This window comes from Paraburkholderia lebeckiae (genome assembly GCF_050436225.1).
GTDB classification, from domain to species: Bacteria; Pseudomonadota; Gammaproteobacteria; order Burkholderiales; family Burkholderiaceae; genus Paraburkholderia; species Paraburkholderia tuberum.
The window spans coordinates 1,773,770-1,790,496 of sequence record NZ_JBNDLU010000001.1 but is presented as its reverse complement, the minus strand read 5'-3'; the positions used below and the strand labels follow the sequence as shown (position 1 = coordinate 1,790,496).

Genomic DNA, 16,727 nt, shown 5'->3' with positions numbered 1-16,727 from the left:
AATGAATGCCTATCAGCCGCCCAGCAGCGAAGTCCTGGTCGACATCTACAGGCGCATGGCTCTCATCAAGCAAAACGATGAGCGCTTTCGTGCCGTTATCAAGGCCGGCAAGCTGGTGATGCCGTACTACTCGCCGCGCGGCCAGGAAGTGATTCCGTCGGCGATGTCGGTGTGTCTCACCGACGACGACTACATCTGCACGATCTACCGCGGCGTCCACGACATGATCGCCAAAGGTGTGCCGCTCAAGGAACTCTGGGCCGAGTTCGGAGGGCGAGTGACGGGCACGTGCAAAGGCAAGGGCGGCCCGATGCACGTCACGCATCCCGCGTCGGGCGTCATGGTGACGACCGGCATTGTCGGCAGTTCGATGCCGATCGCAAACGGGCTTGCGCTCGCCGCGCAGATTCGCGGTGAGTCGCGCGTGGCCGTGGCCTACTTCGGTGACGGCGCATCAAACATTGGCGCCTTCCACGAGTCGCTGAACATGGCGTCCGTGTGGAAGTTGCCGGTGATTTTCGTCTGCCAGAACAACGGCTATGCCGAGCACACCAAATACGCGTATGGCACGTCCGCGCCGAACATCGCCCAGCGCGCCGTCGCGTACCAGATGCCGGGCATCACGGTGAACGGCAACGATCCGATCCAGATGCACAAGGCGGCGCACGAAGCGGTCGAACGCGCGCGCAACGGCGGCGGCCCGACGCTGATCGAAGCGAACACGTTCCGCTTTCAGGGGCACGTGTTCGGCGACCCGGACGCCTATATGGACAAGCACGAAAAGGCCGCCTGGCTCGCGAAGGATCCGGTGCCGCTGTTCCGTCAGTGGCTCATCGATGCGAAGCATGCGACCGAGGAGCAACTGGTTGCGATGGAAGCCGAACACGAGGCGCAGATCGACGCTGCGGTCGAATTCACGCTGTCGAGCGAATATCCCGATGTCGCGGAGCTTCGGCGCGACATCTTCAAGGACGAGGTGCTTGCATGAGCCAGCAGCCAACCAACATCAACACCATCCAGGCGGTCAACTTCGCGCTCGACGACGCGATGGCCGCCGACGCCAATGTAATCGTGCTGGGTGAAGACGTTGCCGACGGCCAGGAGGGCGGCATCGTCGGCGTAACGAAGGGACTGTCGTCGAAATACGGCACGTCGCGGGTGCGTTCGACGCCGATTTCAGAGCAGGCCATCATCGGTGCGGCAATCGGCGCTTCGATGGTCGGGATGCGTCCTGTGGCGGAAATCATGCTGATGAACTTCACGACCGTCGCGATGGACATGATCGTGAATCACGCCGCGAAGCTGCGGTTCATGTCGGGCGGACAGACCCATGTGCCGATCGTCATCCGCACCATGACGGGAGCGGGCTTCGGCACGGGTGGCCAGCACGCCGACTACCTCGAGGCCTGGTTTGCGCACGTTGCCGGCATCAAGGTCGTCACACCGTCGAATCCTGCCGATGCGTATGGCTTGATGCTGTCCTGCATCCGTGATGACGACCCTTGCCTTTTCATCGAGAACATGCCGACCTACTGGAATCCGGGCAGTGCGCCGGAGCGCGGCGTGGCGATCCCGCTTGGCAAAGCCAACGTCATTCGCGCGGGCACCGACGTGACGGTGATCAGCTACAGCCGCCGCGTGCAGGAAGCCATGGCTGCTGCCGAAGTGCTGGCGAAAGACGGTATCGCCTGCGAAGTGATCGATTTGCGCACCGTCTCTCCGTTGGATACCGAAACTGTCCTGACTTCGGTTGCAAAAACCGGGCGCGCCGTTGTCGTGCACGAAGCCGTCAAACCGTTCGGCGTGGGTGCGGAAATCGCATCCCGTATCTACGAAGCCCTCTTTCGCGAGCTGAAGGCGCCCGTGCAGCGCGTAGGCGCGCAATTCTGCCCCGTGCCGTTCTCCAAGCCGCTCGAAGACGCGTTCGTACCGGGCGTGGCCGAAATCGAATCGGCGGTTCGCGCGACGCTGAAATGACAGGCACGAACACCCGGAATTCCATCATCAATAGAGCAAGGTCATGACCACACAAGTTCTGCTTCCCAAACTGGGCTTTTCCATGAACGAAGGCACGCTAGCCGAATGGCTGGCTGACGACGGCGCAACCGTGAGCGAAGGGCAGATTCTCTACGCGCTCGAAAGCGACAAATCGATTCAGGAGGTCGAGTCGCCCGCGTCGGGCACGCTGCGCATCGTTGCCCAGGTTGGCGAGGTGTATCCCGTCGGCACGGTGCTGGCGGAAATCGTCTGATTGGCCGCAGGCCGTCACGCTGTCCAACAGTCGTTCGAAGAGGCATCCGCGATGAGTGTCGAATCCGTTGCTACGCGACCGCAGTCCAATGTGAATACCGGCCCCGGCGAGGCTGCAGTCCCCGCTTTCGGCGCGAATCTGCCGCCTTGGCCGCAGGTCGATTTCGCCGAATTCGGCGAGGTGGAAGTCAAGCCGGTGTCGCGCATCCAGAAGCTCACGGGAGCCTTCCTGTCGCGCAACTGGCTGACGATCCCGCATGTGACCCACCACGACGACGCTGATATTACGTCGCTCGAAAGTTATCGCAAGGCCCGCAATGAGGCGGGCACGGCGGTTAAGCTGACGCCGCTCGTCTTCCTTATCAAAGCCGTGGTGCGGGCTTTGCAGGAGTTCCCGCAATTCAACGCGTCGCTCGACGGTGACGGCAAAAACATCGTTCTGAAGAAGTACTTCCACATCGGGGTCGCCGTGGACACGCGCTTCGGATTGCTCGTGCCGGTGCTGCGCGATTGCGACAGGAAGAGCGTCGAAGAACTCTCGGTGGAACTTGCAGCAATTTCGCAGAAGGCGCGCGAAAAGGGCTTATCGATGGCAGAGATGTCGGGCGGTTGCTTTTCGATCAGTTCGCTCGGCGGCTTTGGCGGTACTGGTTTTACGCCTATCGTCAATGCGCCGGAGGTGGCGATTCTCGGCGTGACTAAAACCCGGCTGGTAGCCGCGCCGGCGGACGACGGCGGCGTCAGCTGGCGCAAGATGCTGCCCCTGTCGCTCAGCTACGACCATCGAGTGATCAACGGAGCCGACGCGGCGCGGTTCGCCGCATTCATTGGAACCGTGTTGGCCGATCCGCAGACGCTCGCTGGCTAACAGTCGATCTGACAAAACAACGACAGGATTGAGATGAGAACCCTTGGCGAGATGATCGAGCGAAACGCTTGCTTGCATGCCGACCACACGGCGCTCGTGTACGCCGACCGGCGTCTGACGCACAGTCAGTTGGCGGAGCGTGCACGCCGCTTTTCGGGAGCGCTATATGAGCGCGGCCTGCGGCGTCAGGACCGGGTTGCGATCCTCGCGATGAATTGCGCGGAGTACTACGAGAGCTACCGTGCATGCGAGTGGGCCGGCTTCATTCTGGCAACCGTCAATTTCAGGCTGGCCGCCGCAGAAATTCTTTATATTCTTAAGGACGCGGCCCCTAAGGCGCTCGTATTCGAGGCTCAGTATGCCGATGTCGTGAACGGACTGCGTTCGCAACTGCCCGAAATCGAGCAGTACATCTGCATTGGCGACGCGCCGGAATGGGCCGTTTCATTCGAGGCGGTGATGAAAGCCGGCCCAGTGGAAGGGCCGCCGATCCGTTCGAAACCGGAAGACTACGCGTACCTGATGTACACGAGCGGCACCACGGGGCGTCCCAAGGGCGTCGTGCGCACGCACCATGCCATGTGCGTCACCGCGGAAAGCTGCGCGCTGGTGACGGAGTTTTCGGGCAATACCCGCGTGCTGCAGACGACGCCGGCATTCCACGTCGGCGGGATTGGCTTCGTTAATTCGGTGGCCTGGATGGGCGGCACGACGGTCGTGCATCGCACCTTCGAGCCGAAGCAAATGCTCGCGACGATCGCCGAAGAACGCATCACCTTCACGTTCATGGTTGCCGCGATGCTTCAGGCGGTCCTCGATGTGCCCGAACTGTCGGGCTATGACGTGTCCAGCATCGAAAACATCGTCACGGCGGCAGCCCCGGTGCCTGCACCGCTGCTGTCGCGCGGCATTCAGGTGCTCGGCCCGGTGTTTTCGGTCCAGTACGGCATGACCGAGAGCAACGCCTGCTGGTTGCCTGCGCACGAGGTCAAGCCCAAAGGGTCTCCGGAACAGGTACGCCGTCTCGCATCGGTGGGGCGCCCGTGCCCCGGCATCGACCTGCGCATCGTCGATGATCACGGCAACGATCTGCCGCAAGGCCAGACCGGCGAGGTCTGGCTGCGCTCGCAGACGCAGTTGAGTGGCTACTGGAACAACAGCGTGGCGACGGTGGAAGCACTGCGCGATGGCTGGTATCGCTCGGGCGACATGGGCTACCAGGACGAAGACGGCTACATTTTCCTCGTCGACCGCAAGAAGGACATGATCATTTCCGGCGGCGAGAACATCTACAGCCGTGAAGTCGAAGATGCGTTGCTCCAGCATCCGGCCGTCATCGACGTGGCGGTGATCGGCGTGCCGCACGAGAAGTGGGGAGAGTGCGTCAAGGCGATCGTCGTTTTGCGCCGTGGCGAGCAAGCGGGCGAAGCCGAATTGATCGAGTTCTGTCGCGGCTTGATCGCGAGCTACAAATGTCCGAAAGCCATTGCATTCGTCGACGAATTGCCGAGGCTGCCGACGGGCAAGATCAGCAAGGTAAGTCTGCGCGCGCAGTTTGCCCGGTGAACGGCAATCGCCTCAATTGGAGGGAATCGACCATGGCCAAATGGCTGAAAACATCGGAGTGCGTGAAGTTTGAGGTGGCGCAACGCGTTGCGCGCATCACGCTGAGTCGTCCGGACAAGCGCAACGCCATCAACAATCCGCTTCTGCAGGAACTCAAGGCGGCGTTGCTCGAAGCTGACGACCTCAAATCGGTGAACGTGATCGTACTGTCGGGAGCTGGCCGCGACTTCTGCGCAGGCTACGATCTGGTGACGACGTATTCGGATCGGGCCGCGGACGCCGCTGATCCGGGGGACTATCGTGGAACGATTCGCAGCTTCGACGACGACTGCTGGTCGATGGAGCGGCAGTCGGAGACGGTCAATCTGATGGCCGATATCCACAAGCCGATCATCGCGCAGGTGCATGGCAACTGTCTTGCGGGCGGCACGGATCTCGCGCTGGCGTGCGACATGGTGATCGCGGCCGACAACGCAAGGATCGGCTTTCCCGCCACGCGCGCGAACGGCTCGCCGCCTGCGCATATGTGGTTCTATCACGTCGGCCCGCAGTGGGCGAAGCGCCTGCTGCTGTCTGGCGACTCGCTGACGGGCCGCGATGCCGCGAAGATCGGGCTCGTCATGGATGCGGTGCCGGCAGAGCAGCTCGAAGCGGAGGTGGGCGAGTTGGCACGCCGTCTGTCCTTTGTCGATGCCGATCTGCTTGCGGCCAACAAGCGCATTGTCAACATCGGGCTGGAGCTGGCCGGTTCGCGCACGCTTCAGCGGCTCGCGGTGGAAAACGACTCACGGGCTCACCAGAGCCTGGGGCCGCGCCGCTCGCAGTTCAAGGCGGACATGGAAGCGGTTGGCCTGAAGGAAGCGCTCAAGCGCCGCGACGAGCCGTTCGGCGACGGGATGATCCGCCTGCATGCTCGCGGCAGTTGACCAGACCGTCGAACGGACGAACCAAACTCAGACGAAGATCCGAACATCATGGATGTTGAACTCACTTTGAACGGCGCGGTTGCGACGCTGTGTCTGAACCGCCCCGAGAAGCTCAATGCGCTGACGCCGGAAATGCTTGATCTGATTCTCGGCCACCTCGATCGCATCGAAAAGGATCCGGAGATTCGCGCGGTGATTCTCACTGGCGCAGGCCGCGCATTTTGCGCCGGTGCCGACATCAAGGGCAGCGGCGCCGCGCCACCGCAGATGAGTGTGGCGCACGCGCGCGCATCGATGGCGGTGTATCAGAAGATCGCGCTTCGGTTGTACAACCTGAACAAGCCAGTGGTCGCGGCGGTACGAGGCGTTGCCGTGGGAATTGCCTGGAGCTTTGCGCTGTGCGCGGACCAGCTCATCGTTTCCGATACGGCGCAGTTCATTCCCGCCTTCCTGATGCGCGCCACCTTACCTGAAGGCGGCATGGTGCATCTGCTTGCGCGTCATTGCGGCGAGTTTCGCGCCAAGGAAATCATGTATCTGAATCGCCGGCTGAGCGGCAAGGAAGCACTCGATATGGGTCTTGCCAGTCATCTCGTCGAGGACGGCGAGCTTGACGCGGCTGCCGAAAAGCTGGCTGGCGAGCTGGCGGCTGGCCCGACTTTCTCACTCGGGCTGACCAAGCAGTTGTTCAGGTTGAACCGCGGTGGCATGGAAGAGTTTCTTGCGCAGGAACTGAACGCGGTGGCGCTTGCGGTGAACTCCGAGGACGCCGCGGAGGGCCGGCTCGCGGCGAGAGAAAAACGCGCCCCGGCTTTCAGAGGCCGCTAGGCGGGGCACCCGCACAAGCGCGGCGAAGTGGCGCGACAGAGCAGACAACGGGGCCGCAAGAGAGTCAGGAGTCAGGCATGCATTTCGGCTATAGCGAGGAAGACGAATCATTTCGTCGGGAAGTCAAAACGTTTTTCAGTGAGCATGCGCCGGCCGACATTTCACGCCGCTGGCGGGTCGGCGTGCATCCGCCTGCGCGCGATGACATCCGCAGATGGCAGCGCATTCTGTACGAGCGCGGCTGGGGTGCGCCCCATTGGCCCGTCGAACATGGCGGCACCGGCTGGAGCGCGCTTCGCAAGCATATCTTCATGGAAGAGCTGTACAACGCCGATGCCATGGACTATGGGTGGCAGTCGACGCAGATGGTGGCGCCCGTCATCATCGCGTTCGGTTCGGACTGGCAGAGGGAGCGTTTTCTCGGGCCTATTCTGCGCGGCGACGAGTTCTGGTGCCAGGGGTTTTCGGAGCCGAACGCGGGCTCGGATCTGGCCGGACTGAAGACCACGGCCGTGCTCGACGGGGACGAGTACGTGATCAACGGCCAGAAGATCTGGACCAGCGACGCAACGATCGCCGATTGGGGCTTCTTCCTCGTCAAGACCGATACGAGCGTCAAGCCGCAACGAGGCATTTCCTTCCTGCTGGTCAACATGGACACCCCGGGCATCACGGTGCGTCCGATCGTTTCGATCGAGGGCGGCAAGGGCCTGAATGAAGTGTTCCTCGAAAACGTGCGTGTGCCGAAGTCGCATCTCGTGGGCGAGGCCGGCATGGGATGGACCTATGCGAAGTACCTCCTCGAGAAGGAGCGCACGGCGAGCGCGTTCCTGTACTTCAACAAACGCGAGCTGCAGCGCGCGAAAGACATCGCGGAGCAGGAGCGGGAGGACGGCGTGCGGCTCATCGATACACCGGGGTTCGCGCGCAAGGTCGCGGAGGTCGAAGCGGACCTGATGGCGCTCGAATGGTCGGTGCTCCGCATCCTTGCGGAAGAGAGGAGCGAGCGCAATCTCGATGCGGTCGTCTCTGCGCTGAAGATCAGCGGGTCGGAGATGCAACAGCGCGTGACGCAGCTGCAAATGGACGCACTCGGTCCCCGCGCGATGCGTTTCGACGACCACGGCGAGCCGCAGGGTGATCTGGCCGTCGACAAAAATTGGCCGGATTACATGGGCGGCCGCACGTCGGGCTATCTGATCGCTCGCGCATCCACGATCTATGGCGGCGCGCGCGAAGTGCAGAAGAACATCATTGCCAAGCTGGCATTTGGACTGTAGCCATGGACTTCAACTTCTCCGAAGAACAATTGATGCTGAAGGACGGCGCAGAGCGCTACGTTCAGCAGGAGTATGGATTCGAGGCGCGCACGCGCATCGCATCGGGGCGAGAGGGTTTCAGCCGCGAACATTGGCGCGCCTATGCCGAACTTGGCTGGCTCGGGCTGACGATGCCGGAAGACGTCGGCGGTCTCGGGTGCTCGTTCGTTGAAACGGCGATCGTGATGGAGGCGCTCGGCCGCGGTATGGCGCTCGAGCCGGTCGTGCAGACGGCGCTGCTTTGCGCCACGATCATCGACCGAGGCGATGCGCGGCGCCAGCGTGAGACGCTGCTGCCCGCTGTCATCGACGGCACGCTGCTGCTGTCGCTCGCGGACAGCGAAGCGGGCAGCCGGTACAAGGTGGGATGCCACGCGCAAACGCACGCGCTAAGGAGCGCCTCGAGTTACGTGATCAGCGGCGCGAAGACGCTGGTGATCGCCGGCGCGTCGGCGGACCAACTGCTCGTGACGGCGCGAGTCGAAGGCGCGTCGCAAGGCGTGGGCGTTTTTCTTGTCGATCGCCGGGCCGCGGGCGTGACGTGCCGGTCATACCGCTTGCTCGATGGATCGCGTGCCGCGGATATCGACCTGCACAACGTCGAACTCAGTGACGATGCATTGATCGTCGGACCTGAACGCTCGCTGCAGGTGCTCACGCAGGCAACGGAACTCGCCAGTCTCGCGAGCGTGGCCGAGAGCCTTGGCATGATGGAAGCCGTGATGGCGATCACCTCGGAGTACATCAAGGGACGCTCGCAGTTCGGCCAACCTATCGGCAAGTTCCAGGCGTTGCAGCATCGCATGGCTGAGATGTTCGTCGCCACGCAGGAGGCGCGTTCGATGCTGTACTGCGGGATCGCGCACCTGAACGGCCCGGCGGCCGAACGCAGCCGCGTCATCTCTGCGGCCAAAGCCGTTGCCGCGCGCGCCAATCGCTTCGTTTGCGCGCAGGGCATCCAGTTGCACGGTGGCATGGGGCTCACCGAGGAATATCCAGTAGGGCACTACTTCCGCAAGATGACGATGATGGAGAAGATGTTCGGCGATATCGACTTTCATCTCGACCGCGTTGCAGCACGCGGCCGGACACCGGTAACGGCCTGAGACAGGGAGCAGATCATGCAACGCGTGAAGCAAAAGATTGCCATCGTGACCGGGGCCGCATCCGGTATCGGCGCTGCCTGTGCCGCCATGCTCGCGCAGGAGGGCGCCTTGCTCGTCGTGGCGGACCTGAATCTCGAAGGCGCGCAGGAACAGGTTCGTCGTATTAACGAAGCGGGGGGGCACGCGGTCCCGGTGCAGGTCGATATCGGCGACGAAAGTTCGATCGATGCATTGTTCGATCTGACGCTCAAGACCTGGGGCGGGCTCGATATCCTGCATAACAACGCCGCGGCCACATCGCTTTCCAGTACGGTCGATGCGGCAGTCGAGGCACTCGACGTCGGCGTCTGGGACGACACGATGCGCATCAATCTTCGCGGCACCATGCTGGCCTCGCGGTGCGCGCTGCCGCTGATGCGCGCACGAGGCGGCGGTTCGATTATCAATACCTCTTCCGGTGCCGCTCAGGCGGGCGCGCTGGGGTACAGCGCGTACGGTGTTTGCAAGGCCGGTATCGAGGCGCTGACGCGCTACGTCGCCGCGCAGCACGGCAAGGAGGGGATACGCTGCAACGCGATCGCTCCCGGCCTGATCGTCACGCCGGCGACCCAGGCGTACTACGCGGGGGAGACCGGAGAGATGATGCTGAGCCACCATCTCACGCCTCGCCTCGGGCAGCCCGAAGACATTGCACACGCGGTGGTGTATCTCGCTTCGGATGAGGCGGCGTTCGTCACGGGCCAGGTGTTCAACGTCGATGGCGGACTTCTTTCACACCAGCCTTACTATGCCGACGAAATCCGCGCGCGCCCGGCCGCGATGGCCAACGCTAGGAAGGGGAAAGCATGACGACAGATTCAGCGCTGCTCGCGCGTGTCGAGCGCATTGAGGCGCAGCTCGCCATCCAACAGTTGCCCGTCCGATACGCGCTCGCGGTCGATTCGCGCGATCTGGACAGCCTGGTGCAACTGTTCGCCGAAGACGTCGATTGCGGCCGATGGGGCGTAGGGCGCGCGGCATTGAAGACGTTCTACGGGTCCGAGCATGTTCTGCGCGGCTTTTATCGCAGCATTCACCAGATATGCGGCCACGTCGTCGATTTCATCGATGCCGACCATGCGACGGGAAGCGTCTATTGTCGCGCGGAGCACGAGGACAACGGAGCGTGGGTGGTGATGGCGATCTGCTACTTCGATCACTATGTGCGGCGCGACGGGCAATGGTGCTTCGAGCGTCGCGACGAACAGCATTGGTATTCGACGGACTGGCTCGCTCGCCCCGGTGCGCCGCGCTTGCAGAACTGGCCCGGCAAGTATGAAGGCGATCGGTATCAGCCGCGTCTTCCGCAAGGATTTCCGACGTGGGCGGCGTTCTGGAGCAACAGCGAACAGCACGCGATCGACGCATTGACGAAAGCGCCGTAAGCGCGGTCTCGTCTTCGGCTCCTGGCCGCACCACGTAGCCATTCGTGGGACTGGCGAGGAATGCAAGGAGTGAGGTCCGCGCAAACTTCCGCATCGTGGTGATCGGCGTCGTGCGGCAGGCCTCCGTGCTCCTCGCGCTTACGCCGTCAGAGCGGGCAGACGCACCACCAGCCCGTCCAGTTCCGGCGTCATGAAGATCTGGCATGTCAGACGGCTGTTTTCGCGCACGTCCATCGCGCAGGTGAGCATGTCGACTTCATAGGATTCCGCCGCTGGCATGTGGCTGCTCCAGGTGTCGTCGATATACGCGTGACAGGTTGCGCAACTGCAGCTGCCGCCGCAATCGCCGAGAATGCCTGGGATCTGATTGTTCACCGCTGTTTGCATGACTGAGTCGCCAACGTTGGCGCTTACGGCGGCCTCGCTGCCGTCCGGCTGGATAAATCGAATGAGCGGCATGGCTTCTGAACCTCTGAAAAATGAATTGGACTAGGGAAGCAGACTTTTCAACGGGATCGATTCGTCGGCGAGATCGGCGGCGCGGACCGGAATTTTCTCGGCAACGAAACGCTTGGCCAGCACGAATTCGGGTATACGGCTGACCGTATCGGCTGCGAGCATGACGCCGTCCTTGAGATAAAACGCCGAGAAAGAGCGGGCTTTGGGATCGCCGCGCAGGACAAACTCGTCGTAGCCGAGGGACAAGCCGACCATCTTGAGCTTCAGATCGTATTGGTCGGACCAGAACCACGGCACGCTGTTGTAGACACGCTCCTTGCCGCACAACGACGCAGCGGCGGTGCGGGCCTGCTCCAGCGCGTTAGGGACGGACTCGAGACGCAGGCGGCGTCCAAGGGAAGGGTTGGGGTGGTTGGTGCAATCCCCGACCGCAAAAATATCCGGGTCGGACGTGCGCGTGTGTTCGTCGACCATGATGCCGTTGTCGACAGCAAGGCCGGCCGCTTGCGCGAGTTCGGTGGCGGGCTCCAGTCCCACGCCGACGATGACGAGATCCGCGGCGACGCGCGTGCCGTCCGCGCAGCACACGGCGGCAACGGCGTCGCCGGATGCGTCGAGTTCGAACCCACTCACGATCGCGTTGGTGCGGATCTCGACCCCGGCTTCGCGGTGAACTTCCTCGTAGAACCTGGAAAGCTCGGGAGCCGTGACCCGCGCGAGGACGCGCGGCAACGCCTCGAGCACGGTGACGCGCAAGCCGCGCTTCACGGCTACCGCGGCCACTTCCAGCCCGACATATCCACCGCCGATGATCACGAGGCGCGAGCCGGCATGAAACTGGTTTCGAATGCGCGCGACGTGATCGAGCGTGCGAAGGTAGTGAAAATTCTGCAGCTTCTCGATCGCTTCGATACGCGGCAACGCGAGGCGCCGCGCGCGGCCGCCGGTGGCCAGAACCAGTTTCGTATAGCTGATTTCGCTGCCGTTGGACAACGTGACCCGTTTCGCGTCACGGTCGATGCGCTGCGCGCGCGTGTTCGGGATGAACTCGACACGCGCGTTGTCGTACGTCGACAGCGGTTTCAGGTACAGCTGCTCGGCGGTCGATTCGCCCGACAGGAATGCCTTGGAGAGCGGTGGCCGTTGGTAGGGCAAATGCGGTTCTTCTCCCACCATCACGATGCGTCCCGTCCATCCCTGTTCGCGGATCGCGGTCGAGCATTCTCCCGCTGCGTGACCCGCCCCGACGATCAGCGCGATGTTCTCTGCGTCTCCAGCTGTCATGAGGCTAACTCCATCTCGCACGGCCGCAGGCTCGCTGCGGCCACAGTAAGTCTGAATAATGTTCTAAATTGTGAACGACGGTCGCTGCGACTGTCAATGCTCATGAACCCCGTTGGGCCGAGGCGGAGCTGACCATCGCCTCGATGCCGCCCACCGCGAAACGAATCAGATAGGTGCGCATGCGCTCGATATGTGCTGTCGTGAGTGCCTTGGCTCCGGAGCGCGCTTCCTGCGCGTACAGCTCGTTGAGCACCAGATGAAACACGGACTCGACGAAATGCTGCACCAGTTCGACGGTCTCTCGCGTGACGCGGGGAAGTGCCTTGGCGAAGGCGTCACGGTAGCGCGCGGCCGCAGGCGCGTATTGGTCATAAAACGGCGCCGTGAGATCGGGGCGCTCCAGAAGACAGCCAATCTGGGTTAGCAGGCGCAAGTAATTTCGCCACCCCGGATCGCCGCTCTTCAGATGCGCGAAGGCTGGTGCGGAAAGTGCGGTCACGATTGCTTCCACGTCGGGACGCTTGCCTTGCAGCGGTGCCAGTTCGGCCTCGAGCGATTCGATGACCTGCCGGCTGATCACCGCTGCGCGGCGGCCGATCGCCTGCTGAAACAGCGCGTCTTTGCTGCCGAAGTGGTATCGCGCGAGGCTCAGCTCCATGCCGCAGCTCTGCATGATGTCGCGAATCGACGTGCCGAAGTAGCCGTGCATCGCGAACAGCCGCTCGGCCGTATCGAGAATGCGCGCGGGCGTCGTGCTGCGCGCCGTGGCACGCGGCTCATTGATGGCAGTCGCCCGTCTGCTGGCGGCGTGCGTGGTGCTGGACGGCATGGTTTCCCTTTGATGGCGGGCGCGAGCCAGAAAGCGCGCAACATCCCCTTCCGCGAATGATAAATCGATCTTGCACACTTGTGCAAAATAGAACATAGTTCAACTATTGGTACCTCGCGCAAAGGCAGAGGTGCCTGCAAACAAACGATTAACGGAGACAGGAACCATGGCCGGCGCGCTGCGACTCGAGGACTTTGACGATCCTAAGTTCAACCCCTTTTTCGAGGATTCACTCGCTTACGGTGCCGATGCGGACCCTTATCCACGCATTGCGGAACTGCGGAAAAAAGCTGCGGTTCAGCACGGTGACTACCGTGTGCTGATGGGCGGCGCAGCGGACCTGACTATGTCCGATGTCGCGCACTATTCCGTATTCGGATACGACGAAGTCTCGAAGGTGCTTGGCGACCCGGCAGTGTTTTCAAACAAGTCTTACGAGCGCAATCTCGGCATCAGCTTCGGGCGCAGTATCTCGACGATGGATGCGCCCGAGCACCCGCGCTACCGCCGCATCTTCCAGAAGGCCTTTTTGCCGCACACCGTCGCGGCATGGGGCGATACGCTGGTCGACCCAGTGGTGAGCGAGCTGATGTCGAAGTTCATGGATCGCGGACATGCGGATCTCGTCAACGAGTTCACGCTTCACTACCCGTTCAACATCATCTATCGGCAACTGGCATTGCCGCCGGAAGATGTGAAGATCTTTCACAAGCTCGCAATCGCACAGACGCTGGTTTCGATCGATGTCGAGCATGGCGTGGAGGCATCGACGAAGCTGGGCACCTATTTCGCGCGGCTCGTCGACGAGCGCCGCAGTAATCCCGGTGACGATCTGGTGAGCTCGCTGGCCACCGCGGAGGTCGACGGTGAGCGGCTACCGGACGAGGTCGTCATTTCGTTTCTTCGCCAGTTGGTGAATGCGGGCGGCGACACGACCTATCGCGCGACCAGCGTACTGTTGCTCGCATTGCTGCGCGATCCGGTACAGCTCGAAGCGGTGCGCCAGGATCGCACGCTGGTCGCGGCGGCGATCGAAGAGGCTCTGCGCTGGGACGGCCCCGTGCTGATGCAGTCGCGTATGGCGACGCGTGATGTCACGCTCGGCGGTGTCGAGATTCCTGCCGGCGCATTTCTCGACGTGGTGGCGGGCAGCGCCAATCGCGACCCCAGCCGTTTCGCCGATCCGGACAGGTTCGATATCTATCGCAAGGCTGGTCACCGGCACTTTGCATTCGCCTATGGCCCGCACGTGTGCATCGGCCAGCACCTGGCGCGCGTGGAAATGACGCGCGCGCTCAACGCGATTCTCGATCGCTTGCCCAATCTTCGGCTCGATCCGGCCGCGCCAGCTCCACAGATCAACGGGATCATGATGCGGGTTCCGCATTCGATTCCCGTCATCTTCGGCTAACAGGAACAACGCCGGCCTCGCGTGCTGTGGATGGGGCTGGCCGACAAGGCACGGACGGTGGAGAACGCATAGATGACCGAGTTTGACTTTATCGTGATTGGCGCGGGTGCGGCGGGTTGCGTGCTAGCTAATCGTCTTTCGGAGAGCGGGCACCATACCGTGCTACTCATCGAGGCAGGTCCGGAAGATCGCAATCCGCTGATCCGGATGCCAAAAGGCTTTGGCAAGCTGCTGGGCGACCCAGCTCATGCCTGGTTCATTCCGGTGCAGCCCGATCAAGGCAACGGGCATCGCAACGAAATCTGGCTTCGCGGCAAGATGCTCGGCGGTTCCAGCAGCATCAACGGCATGGTGTATATGCGAGGTCATCCCGAAGACTACGACGGATGGGCCGAACTGGGTGTCGAAGGCTGGAGCTGGCAGAACCTGGCGCCTTGCTTCCGGCGCATCGAAGATCACGCGCTCGGCGCCGATGAGTTGCGTGGAGAGGGCGGCCCGCTGAAAGTGTCACCGTATGCGCAGCGCAATCGTATCGGCGACGCCGTACTCGAAGCGTGCCGGTCGCTCGGCGTGCGGCGCGTGGAAGATATCAACAGGCTCGATCACGAGGGTGTGGCCTATCTGATCTATACGATACGCAACGGTCGTCGGCAAAGCTCGGCCGAAGCCTTTCTGAAGCCCGCGAGGACGCGCAAGAACCTAACAGTCGCTACCGGCACGCAAGCCGCGCGAATCGTGTTTGACGGCACGCGCGCCGTCGGCGTGCAGTGCGAAAGCGCGGGGCAGCAGATCGCTTACCGTGCGCGTCGCGAGGTCGTGCTCTCGGCGGGCGCGATCGAGTCGCCGCGGCTTTTGCAGTTGTCGGGCGTTGGCGATCCCGGCCATCTGCAGTCGCTTGGCATTCCTATCGTGGCGGCGAGTCCGGGGGTCGGACGGAACCTGCGCGAGCACTATCTATATATGCTGCAGGCCCGCCTGCGGCACTGGCGTGATTCGCAGAACCGGCAGTTCAGCGGCATGCGCTTATGGCGCAACGCGATGCAGTATCTGCTGTTCCGCCGTGGCGTGATGTCGCTCGGCTCGTACCAGGTGGGCGGCTTCGTCAAGACTGCGGCGGATGCGATGCGTCCCGATGTTCAACTGATGATGGCGCCGTACTCGATGGATTTCGGCGCGGCCGGTTACGCGTTCGAGTCGTTCCCAGGCATGCAGCTCTTCAGCTACCCGCTGCGCCCGCGCAGCGAAGGGCGCGTCAGGATCCAGTCCGCGGACCCCCGCGTGCCGCCCGAAGTCGTCGCGAACTACCTTGCCGATCCGTACGACCGGCAGATGGCTGTCAACGCATTCCGGTTCATGCGCAGCGTGCTGGCCGCCGAGCCGCTTGCCAGCCTGCTGGCAGGGGAGACACGCCCGGGCCCCGCCGTCCAGACCGATGACGAGATTCTCGACCTCTACCGGCGTGAAGGCCAATCCGGCTATCACGCTTGCGGTACCTGCAAGATGGGATCGGACACGCTTGCCGTGCTCGATTCGCGGCTGCGCGTGCGCGGTGTCGAACGCCTGCGCGTGATGGATCTCTCCGTCACACCCACAATGATCTCCGGCAACACGAATGGCCCCATGATGGCGATGGCATGGCGCGCCGCCGGCCTGATCCTGGAGGACGCGCGATGAGCCGCCTTGAAGACTACAGCGGGCGCTTTACGAACATCGACTTCGAGCGACGCGACGGTATTTTGCAAGTGCGCCTGCATACCGATGGCGGCCCGCTCAAGTGGGGCGCGCTCGATCGCAGCATTCACAGCCAGCTAGGCGAGGCGTTCTACCAGATCGCACGCGACCTCGATAATCGCGTAGTCATCCTGACCGGCACCGGCGATTCGTTCTGCGACGCGATGAATTACGCCGAGTTGCCGACGGAGCCGCTTGCGCAAGGCTGGCCGCGCCTGCAGCGCGAGGGGCAGGACCTGCTGATGCAACTGCTGGACATTCCAGTTCCGGTGATCGGCGCGATCAATGGGCCGGCATTCATTCATGCCGAGTTGCTCGTGCTGTCGGATATCGTGCTGGCCTCCAGTCGCGCCGAAATCTCGGACCAGGCGCACTTCGTTCACGGCGTGGTGCCGGCGGACGGCGTGCAGATCGTCTGGCCGATGCTGATTGGCCACAACCGCGCCCGCTACTTTCTTCTCAGCGGCGAGCGCATCACGGCGCAGCGCGCGTGGGAGCTTGGCGTCGTCGGTGAAGTCGTCGCGCACGAGACCTTGCTCGAACGTGCGTGGCAAATGGCGCACGAACTCGCGGCGAAGCCGATCGAAACGCTGCGATACACGCGCGCGGTCTTCACGCAGCCGTTCAAGCGCCGCATGGTCGACGAACTGGGCTACGGGCTCGCGCTAGAAGGGCTCGCCGGTATTACCGCGCAGTCCGGCAAGACGTAGCCCGTCAACGCGAATG

General features: G+C 62.7%; 17 protein-coding genes. 14 read left to right on the top strand and 3 right to left on the bottom strand.

Annotated elements, in window-relative coordinates; all coding sequences use genetic code 11:
- Position 1 precedes the first annotated feature (1 nt).
- The 11 genes from OKW45_RS08375 (at position 2) to OKW45_RS08325 (ending at position 10,287) form a co-directional block, all read left to right on the top strand.
- On the top strand, positions 2 to 988 hold the full coding sequence (locus OKW45_RS08375; protein WP_429467135.1) for a thiamine pyrophosphate-dependent dehydrogenase E1 component subunit alpha: 987 nt from the start codon (positions 2 to 4) through the stop codon (positions 986 to 988).
- Entirely contained in the window at positions 985 to 1,977 is a 993-nt protein-coding gene (locus OKW45_RS08370) for an alpha-ketoacid dehydrogenase subunit beta (RefSeq protein WP_429467133.1), read from the top strand. Before OKW45_RS08375 ends, OKW45_RS08370 begins: the two co-directional genes overlap by 4 nt.
- Before the next feature lie 43 nt (positions 1,978 to 2,020).
- On the top strand, positions 2,021 to 2,251 hold the full coding sequence (locus OKW45_RS08365) for a biotin/lipoyl-containing protein (RefSeq protein WP_018425497.1): 231 nt from the start codon (positions 2,021 to 2,023) through the stop codon (positions 2,249 to 2,251).
- Positions 2,252 to 2,431: 180 nt separating this feature from the next.
- Positions 2,432 to 3,118: a 2-oxo acid dehydrogenase subunit E2 gene (locus OKW45_RS08360; RefSeq protein WP_429467131.1), complete on the top strand. Its 687-nt coding sequence runs from the start codon at positions 2,432 to 2,434 to the stop codon at positions 3,116 to 3,118.
- 33 nt (positions 3,119 to 3,151) lie between these two features.
- Positions 3,152 to 4,684: a class I adenylate-forming enzyme family protein gene (locus tag OKW45_RS08355; RefSeq protein WP_429467129.1), complete on the top strand. Its 1,533-nt coding sequence runs from the start codon at positions 3,152 to 3,154 to the stop codon at positions 4,682 to 4,684.
- Positions 4,685 to 4,716: 32 nt separating this feature from the next.
- Positions 4,717 to 5,610 (top strand): crotonase/enoyl-CoA hydratase family protein, encoded by an 894-nt coding sequence (locus OKW45_RS08350; protein ID WP_429334440.1) that lies wholly within the window; start codon positions 4,717 to 4,719, stop codon positions 5,608 to 5,610.
- A 48-nt stretch (positions 5,611 to 5,658) separates the two neighbouring features.
- Complete coding sequence (locus tag OKW45_RS08345; protein ID WP_429467127.1) at positions 5,659 to 6,438, top strand: enoyl-CoA hydratase/isomerase family protein; 780 nt, start codon at positions 5,659 to 5,661, stop codon at positions 6,436 to 6,438.
- A 77-nt stretch (positions 6,439 to 6,515) separates the two neighbouring features.
- Positions 6,516 to 7,718, top strand: coding sequence for an acyl-CoA dehydrogenase family protein (locus tag OKW45_RS08340; RefSeq protein ID WP_429467125.1), 1,203 nt, complete (start codon positions 6,516 to 6,518; stop codon positions 7,716 to 7,718).
- A 2-nt stretch (positions 7,719 to 7,720) separates the two neighbouring features.
- The gene (locus OKW45_RS08335; protein ID WP_429467123.1) at positions 7,721 to 8,863 is read left to right on the top strand and encodes an acyl-CoA dehydrogenase family protein; all 1,143 of its coding nucleotides are present in this window, start codon (positions 7,721 to 7,723) and stop codon (positions 8,861 to 8,863) included.
- A gap of 15 nt (positions 8,864 to 8,878) precedes the next feature.
- Positions 8,879 to 9,712 carry an SDR family oxidoreductase gene (locus tag OKW45_RS08330; RefSeq protein WP_429467121.1) on the top strand — a complete coding sequence of 278 codons (834 nt, stop codon included), beginning with the start codon at positions 8,879 to 8,881 and terminating at the stop codon, positions 9,710 to 9,712.
- Positions 9,709 to 10,287 (top strand): nuclear transport factor 2 family protein, encoded by a 579-nt coding sequence (locus OKW45_RS08325; protein ID WP_429467119.1) that lies wholly within the window; start codon positions 9,709 to 9,711, stop codon positions 10,285 to 10,287. Before OKW45_RS08330 ends, OKW45_RS08325 begins: the two co-directional genes overlap by 4 nt.
- Before the next feature lie 138 nt (positions 10,288 to 10,425).
- On the opposite strand, the gene OKW45_RS08320 is transcribed toward OKW45_RS08325, so the two are convergent.
- The 3 genes from OKW45_RS08320 to OKW45_RS08310 form a co-directional block, all read right to left on the bottom strand.
- On the bottom strand, positions 10,426 to 10,746 hold the full coding sequence (locus OKW45_RS08320) for a 2Fe-2S iron-sulfur cluster-binding protein (RefSeq protein WP_018425488.1): 321 nt from the start codon (positions 10,744 to 10,746) through the stop codon (positions 10,426 to 10,428).
- Between the two features lie 30 nt (positions 10,747 to 10,776).
- Positions 10,777 to 12,030 carry an NAD(P)/FAD-dependent oxidoreductase gene (locus OKW45_RS08315; protein WP_429467117.1) on the bottom strand — a complete coding sequence of 418 codons (1,254 nt, stop codon included), beginning with the start codon at positions 12,028 to 12,030 and terminating at the stop codon, positions 10,777 to 10,779.
- 100 nt (positions 12,031 to 12,130) lie between these two features.
- On the bottom strand, positions 12,131 to 12,859 hold the full coding sequence (locus OKW45_RS08310; protein WP_429467115.1) for a TetR/AcrR family transcriptional regulator: 729 nt from the start codon (positions 12,857 to 12,859) through the stop codon (positions 12,131 to 12,133).
- A 166-nt stretch (positions 12,860 to 13,025) separates the two neighbouring features.
- Here OKW45_RS08310 and OKW45_RS08305 point away from each other — a divergent pair, with 166 nt between their 5' ends.
- The 3 genes from OKW45_RS08305 to OKW45_RS08295 all read left to right on the top strand — a co-directional run bounded on the left by OKW45_RS08305 (position 13,026) and on the right by OKW45_RS08295 (position 16,711).
- Positions 13,026 to 14,270, top strand: coding sequence for a cytochrome P450 (locus OKW45_RS08305; protein ID WP_429467113.1), 1,245 nt, complete (start codon positions 13,026 to 13,028; stop codon positions 14,268 to 14,270).
- Positions 14,271 to 14,342: 72 nt separating this feature from the next.
- Entirely contained in the window at positions 14,343 to 15,944 is a 1,602-nt protein-coding gene (locus OKW45_RS08300) for a GMC family oxidoreductase (protein ID WP_429467111.1), read from the top strand.
- A complete protein-coding gene (locus tag OKW45_RS08295) occupies positions 15,941 to 16,711 on the top strand; it encodes an enoyl-CoA hydratase/isomerase family protein (protein ID WP_429467109.1) in 771 nt (256 codons plus the stop codon). Before OKW45_RS08300 ends, OKW45_RS08295 begins: the two co-directional genes overlap by 4 nt.
- Positions 16,712 to 16,727 lie beyond the last annotated feature (16 nt).

Coding starts and splice junctions, on each gene's coding strand:
- OKW45_RS08375 (WP_429467135.1), top strand. CDS start 2: ATGAATGCCTATCAGCCGCCCAGCAGCGAAGTCCTGGTCGACATCTAC.
- OKW45_RS08350 (WP_429334440.1), top strand. CDS start 4,717: ATGGCCAAATGGCTGAAAACATCGGAGTGCGTGAAGTTTGAGGTGGCG.
- OKW45_RS08330 (WP_429467121.1), top strand. CDS start 8,879: ATGCAACGCGTGAAGCAAAAGATTGCCATCGTGACCGGGGCCGCATCC.
- OKW45_RS08365 (WP_018425497.1), top strand. CDS start 2,021: ATGACCACACAAGTTCTGCTTCCCAAACTGGGCTTTTCCATGAACGAA.
- OKW45_RS08370 (WP_429467133.1), top strand. CDS start 985: ATGAGCCAGCAGCCAACCAACATCAACACCATCCAGGCGGTCAACTTC.
- OKW45_RS08300 (WP_429467111.1), top strand. CDS start 14,343: ATGACCGAGTTTGACTTTATCGTGATTGGCGCGGGTGCGGCGGGTTGC.
- OKW45_RS08315 (WP_429467117.1), bottom strand. CDS start 12,030: ATGACAGCTGGAGACGCAGAGAACATCGCGCTGATCGTCGGGGCGGGT.
- OKW45_RS08320 (WP_018425488.1), bottom strand. CDS start 10,746: ATGCCGCTCATTCGATTTATCCAGCCGGACGGCAGCGAGGCCGCCGTA.
- OKW45_RS08310 (WP_429467115.1), bottom strand. CDS start 12,859: ATGCCGTCCAGCACCACGCACGCCGCCAGCAGACGGGCGACTGCCATC.
- OKW45_RS08295 (WP_429467109.1), top strand. CDS start 15,941: ATGAGCCGCCTTGAAGACTACAGCGGGCGCTTTACGAACATCGACTTC.
- OKW45_RS08345 (WP_429467127.1), top strand. CDS start 5,659: ATGGATGTTGAACTCACTTTGAACGGCGCGGTTGCGACGCTGTGTCTG.
- OKW45_RS08355 (WP_429467129.1), top strand. CDS start 3,152: ATGAGAACCCTTGGCGAGATGATCGAGCGAAACGCTTGCTTGCATGCC.
- OKW45_RS08335 (WP_429467123.1), top strand. CDS start 7,721: ATGGACTTCAACTTCTCCGAAGAACAATTGATGCTGAAGGACGGCGCA.
- OKW45_RS08305 (WP_429467113.1), top strand. CDS start 13,026: ATGGCCGGCGCGCTGCGACTCGAGGACTTTGACGATCCTAAGTTCAAC.
- OKW45_RS08340 (WP_429467125.1), top strand. CDS start 6,516: ATGCATTTCGGCTATAGCGAGGAAGACGAATCATTTCGTCGGGAAGTC.
- OKW45_RS08325 (WP_429467119.1), top strand. CDS start 9,709: ATGACGACAGATTCAGCGCTGCTCGCGCGTGTCGAGCGCATTGAGGCG.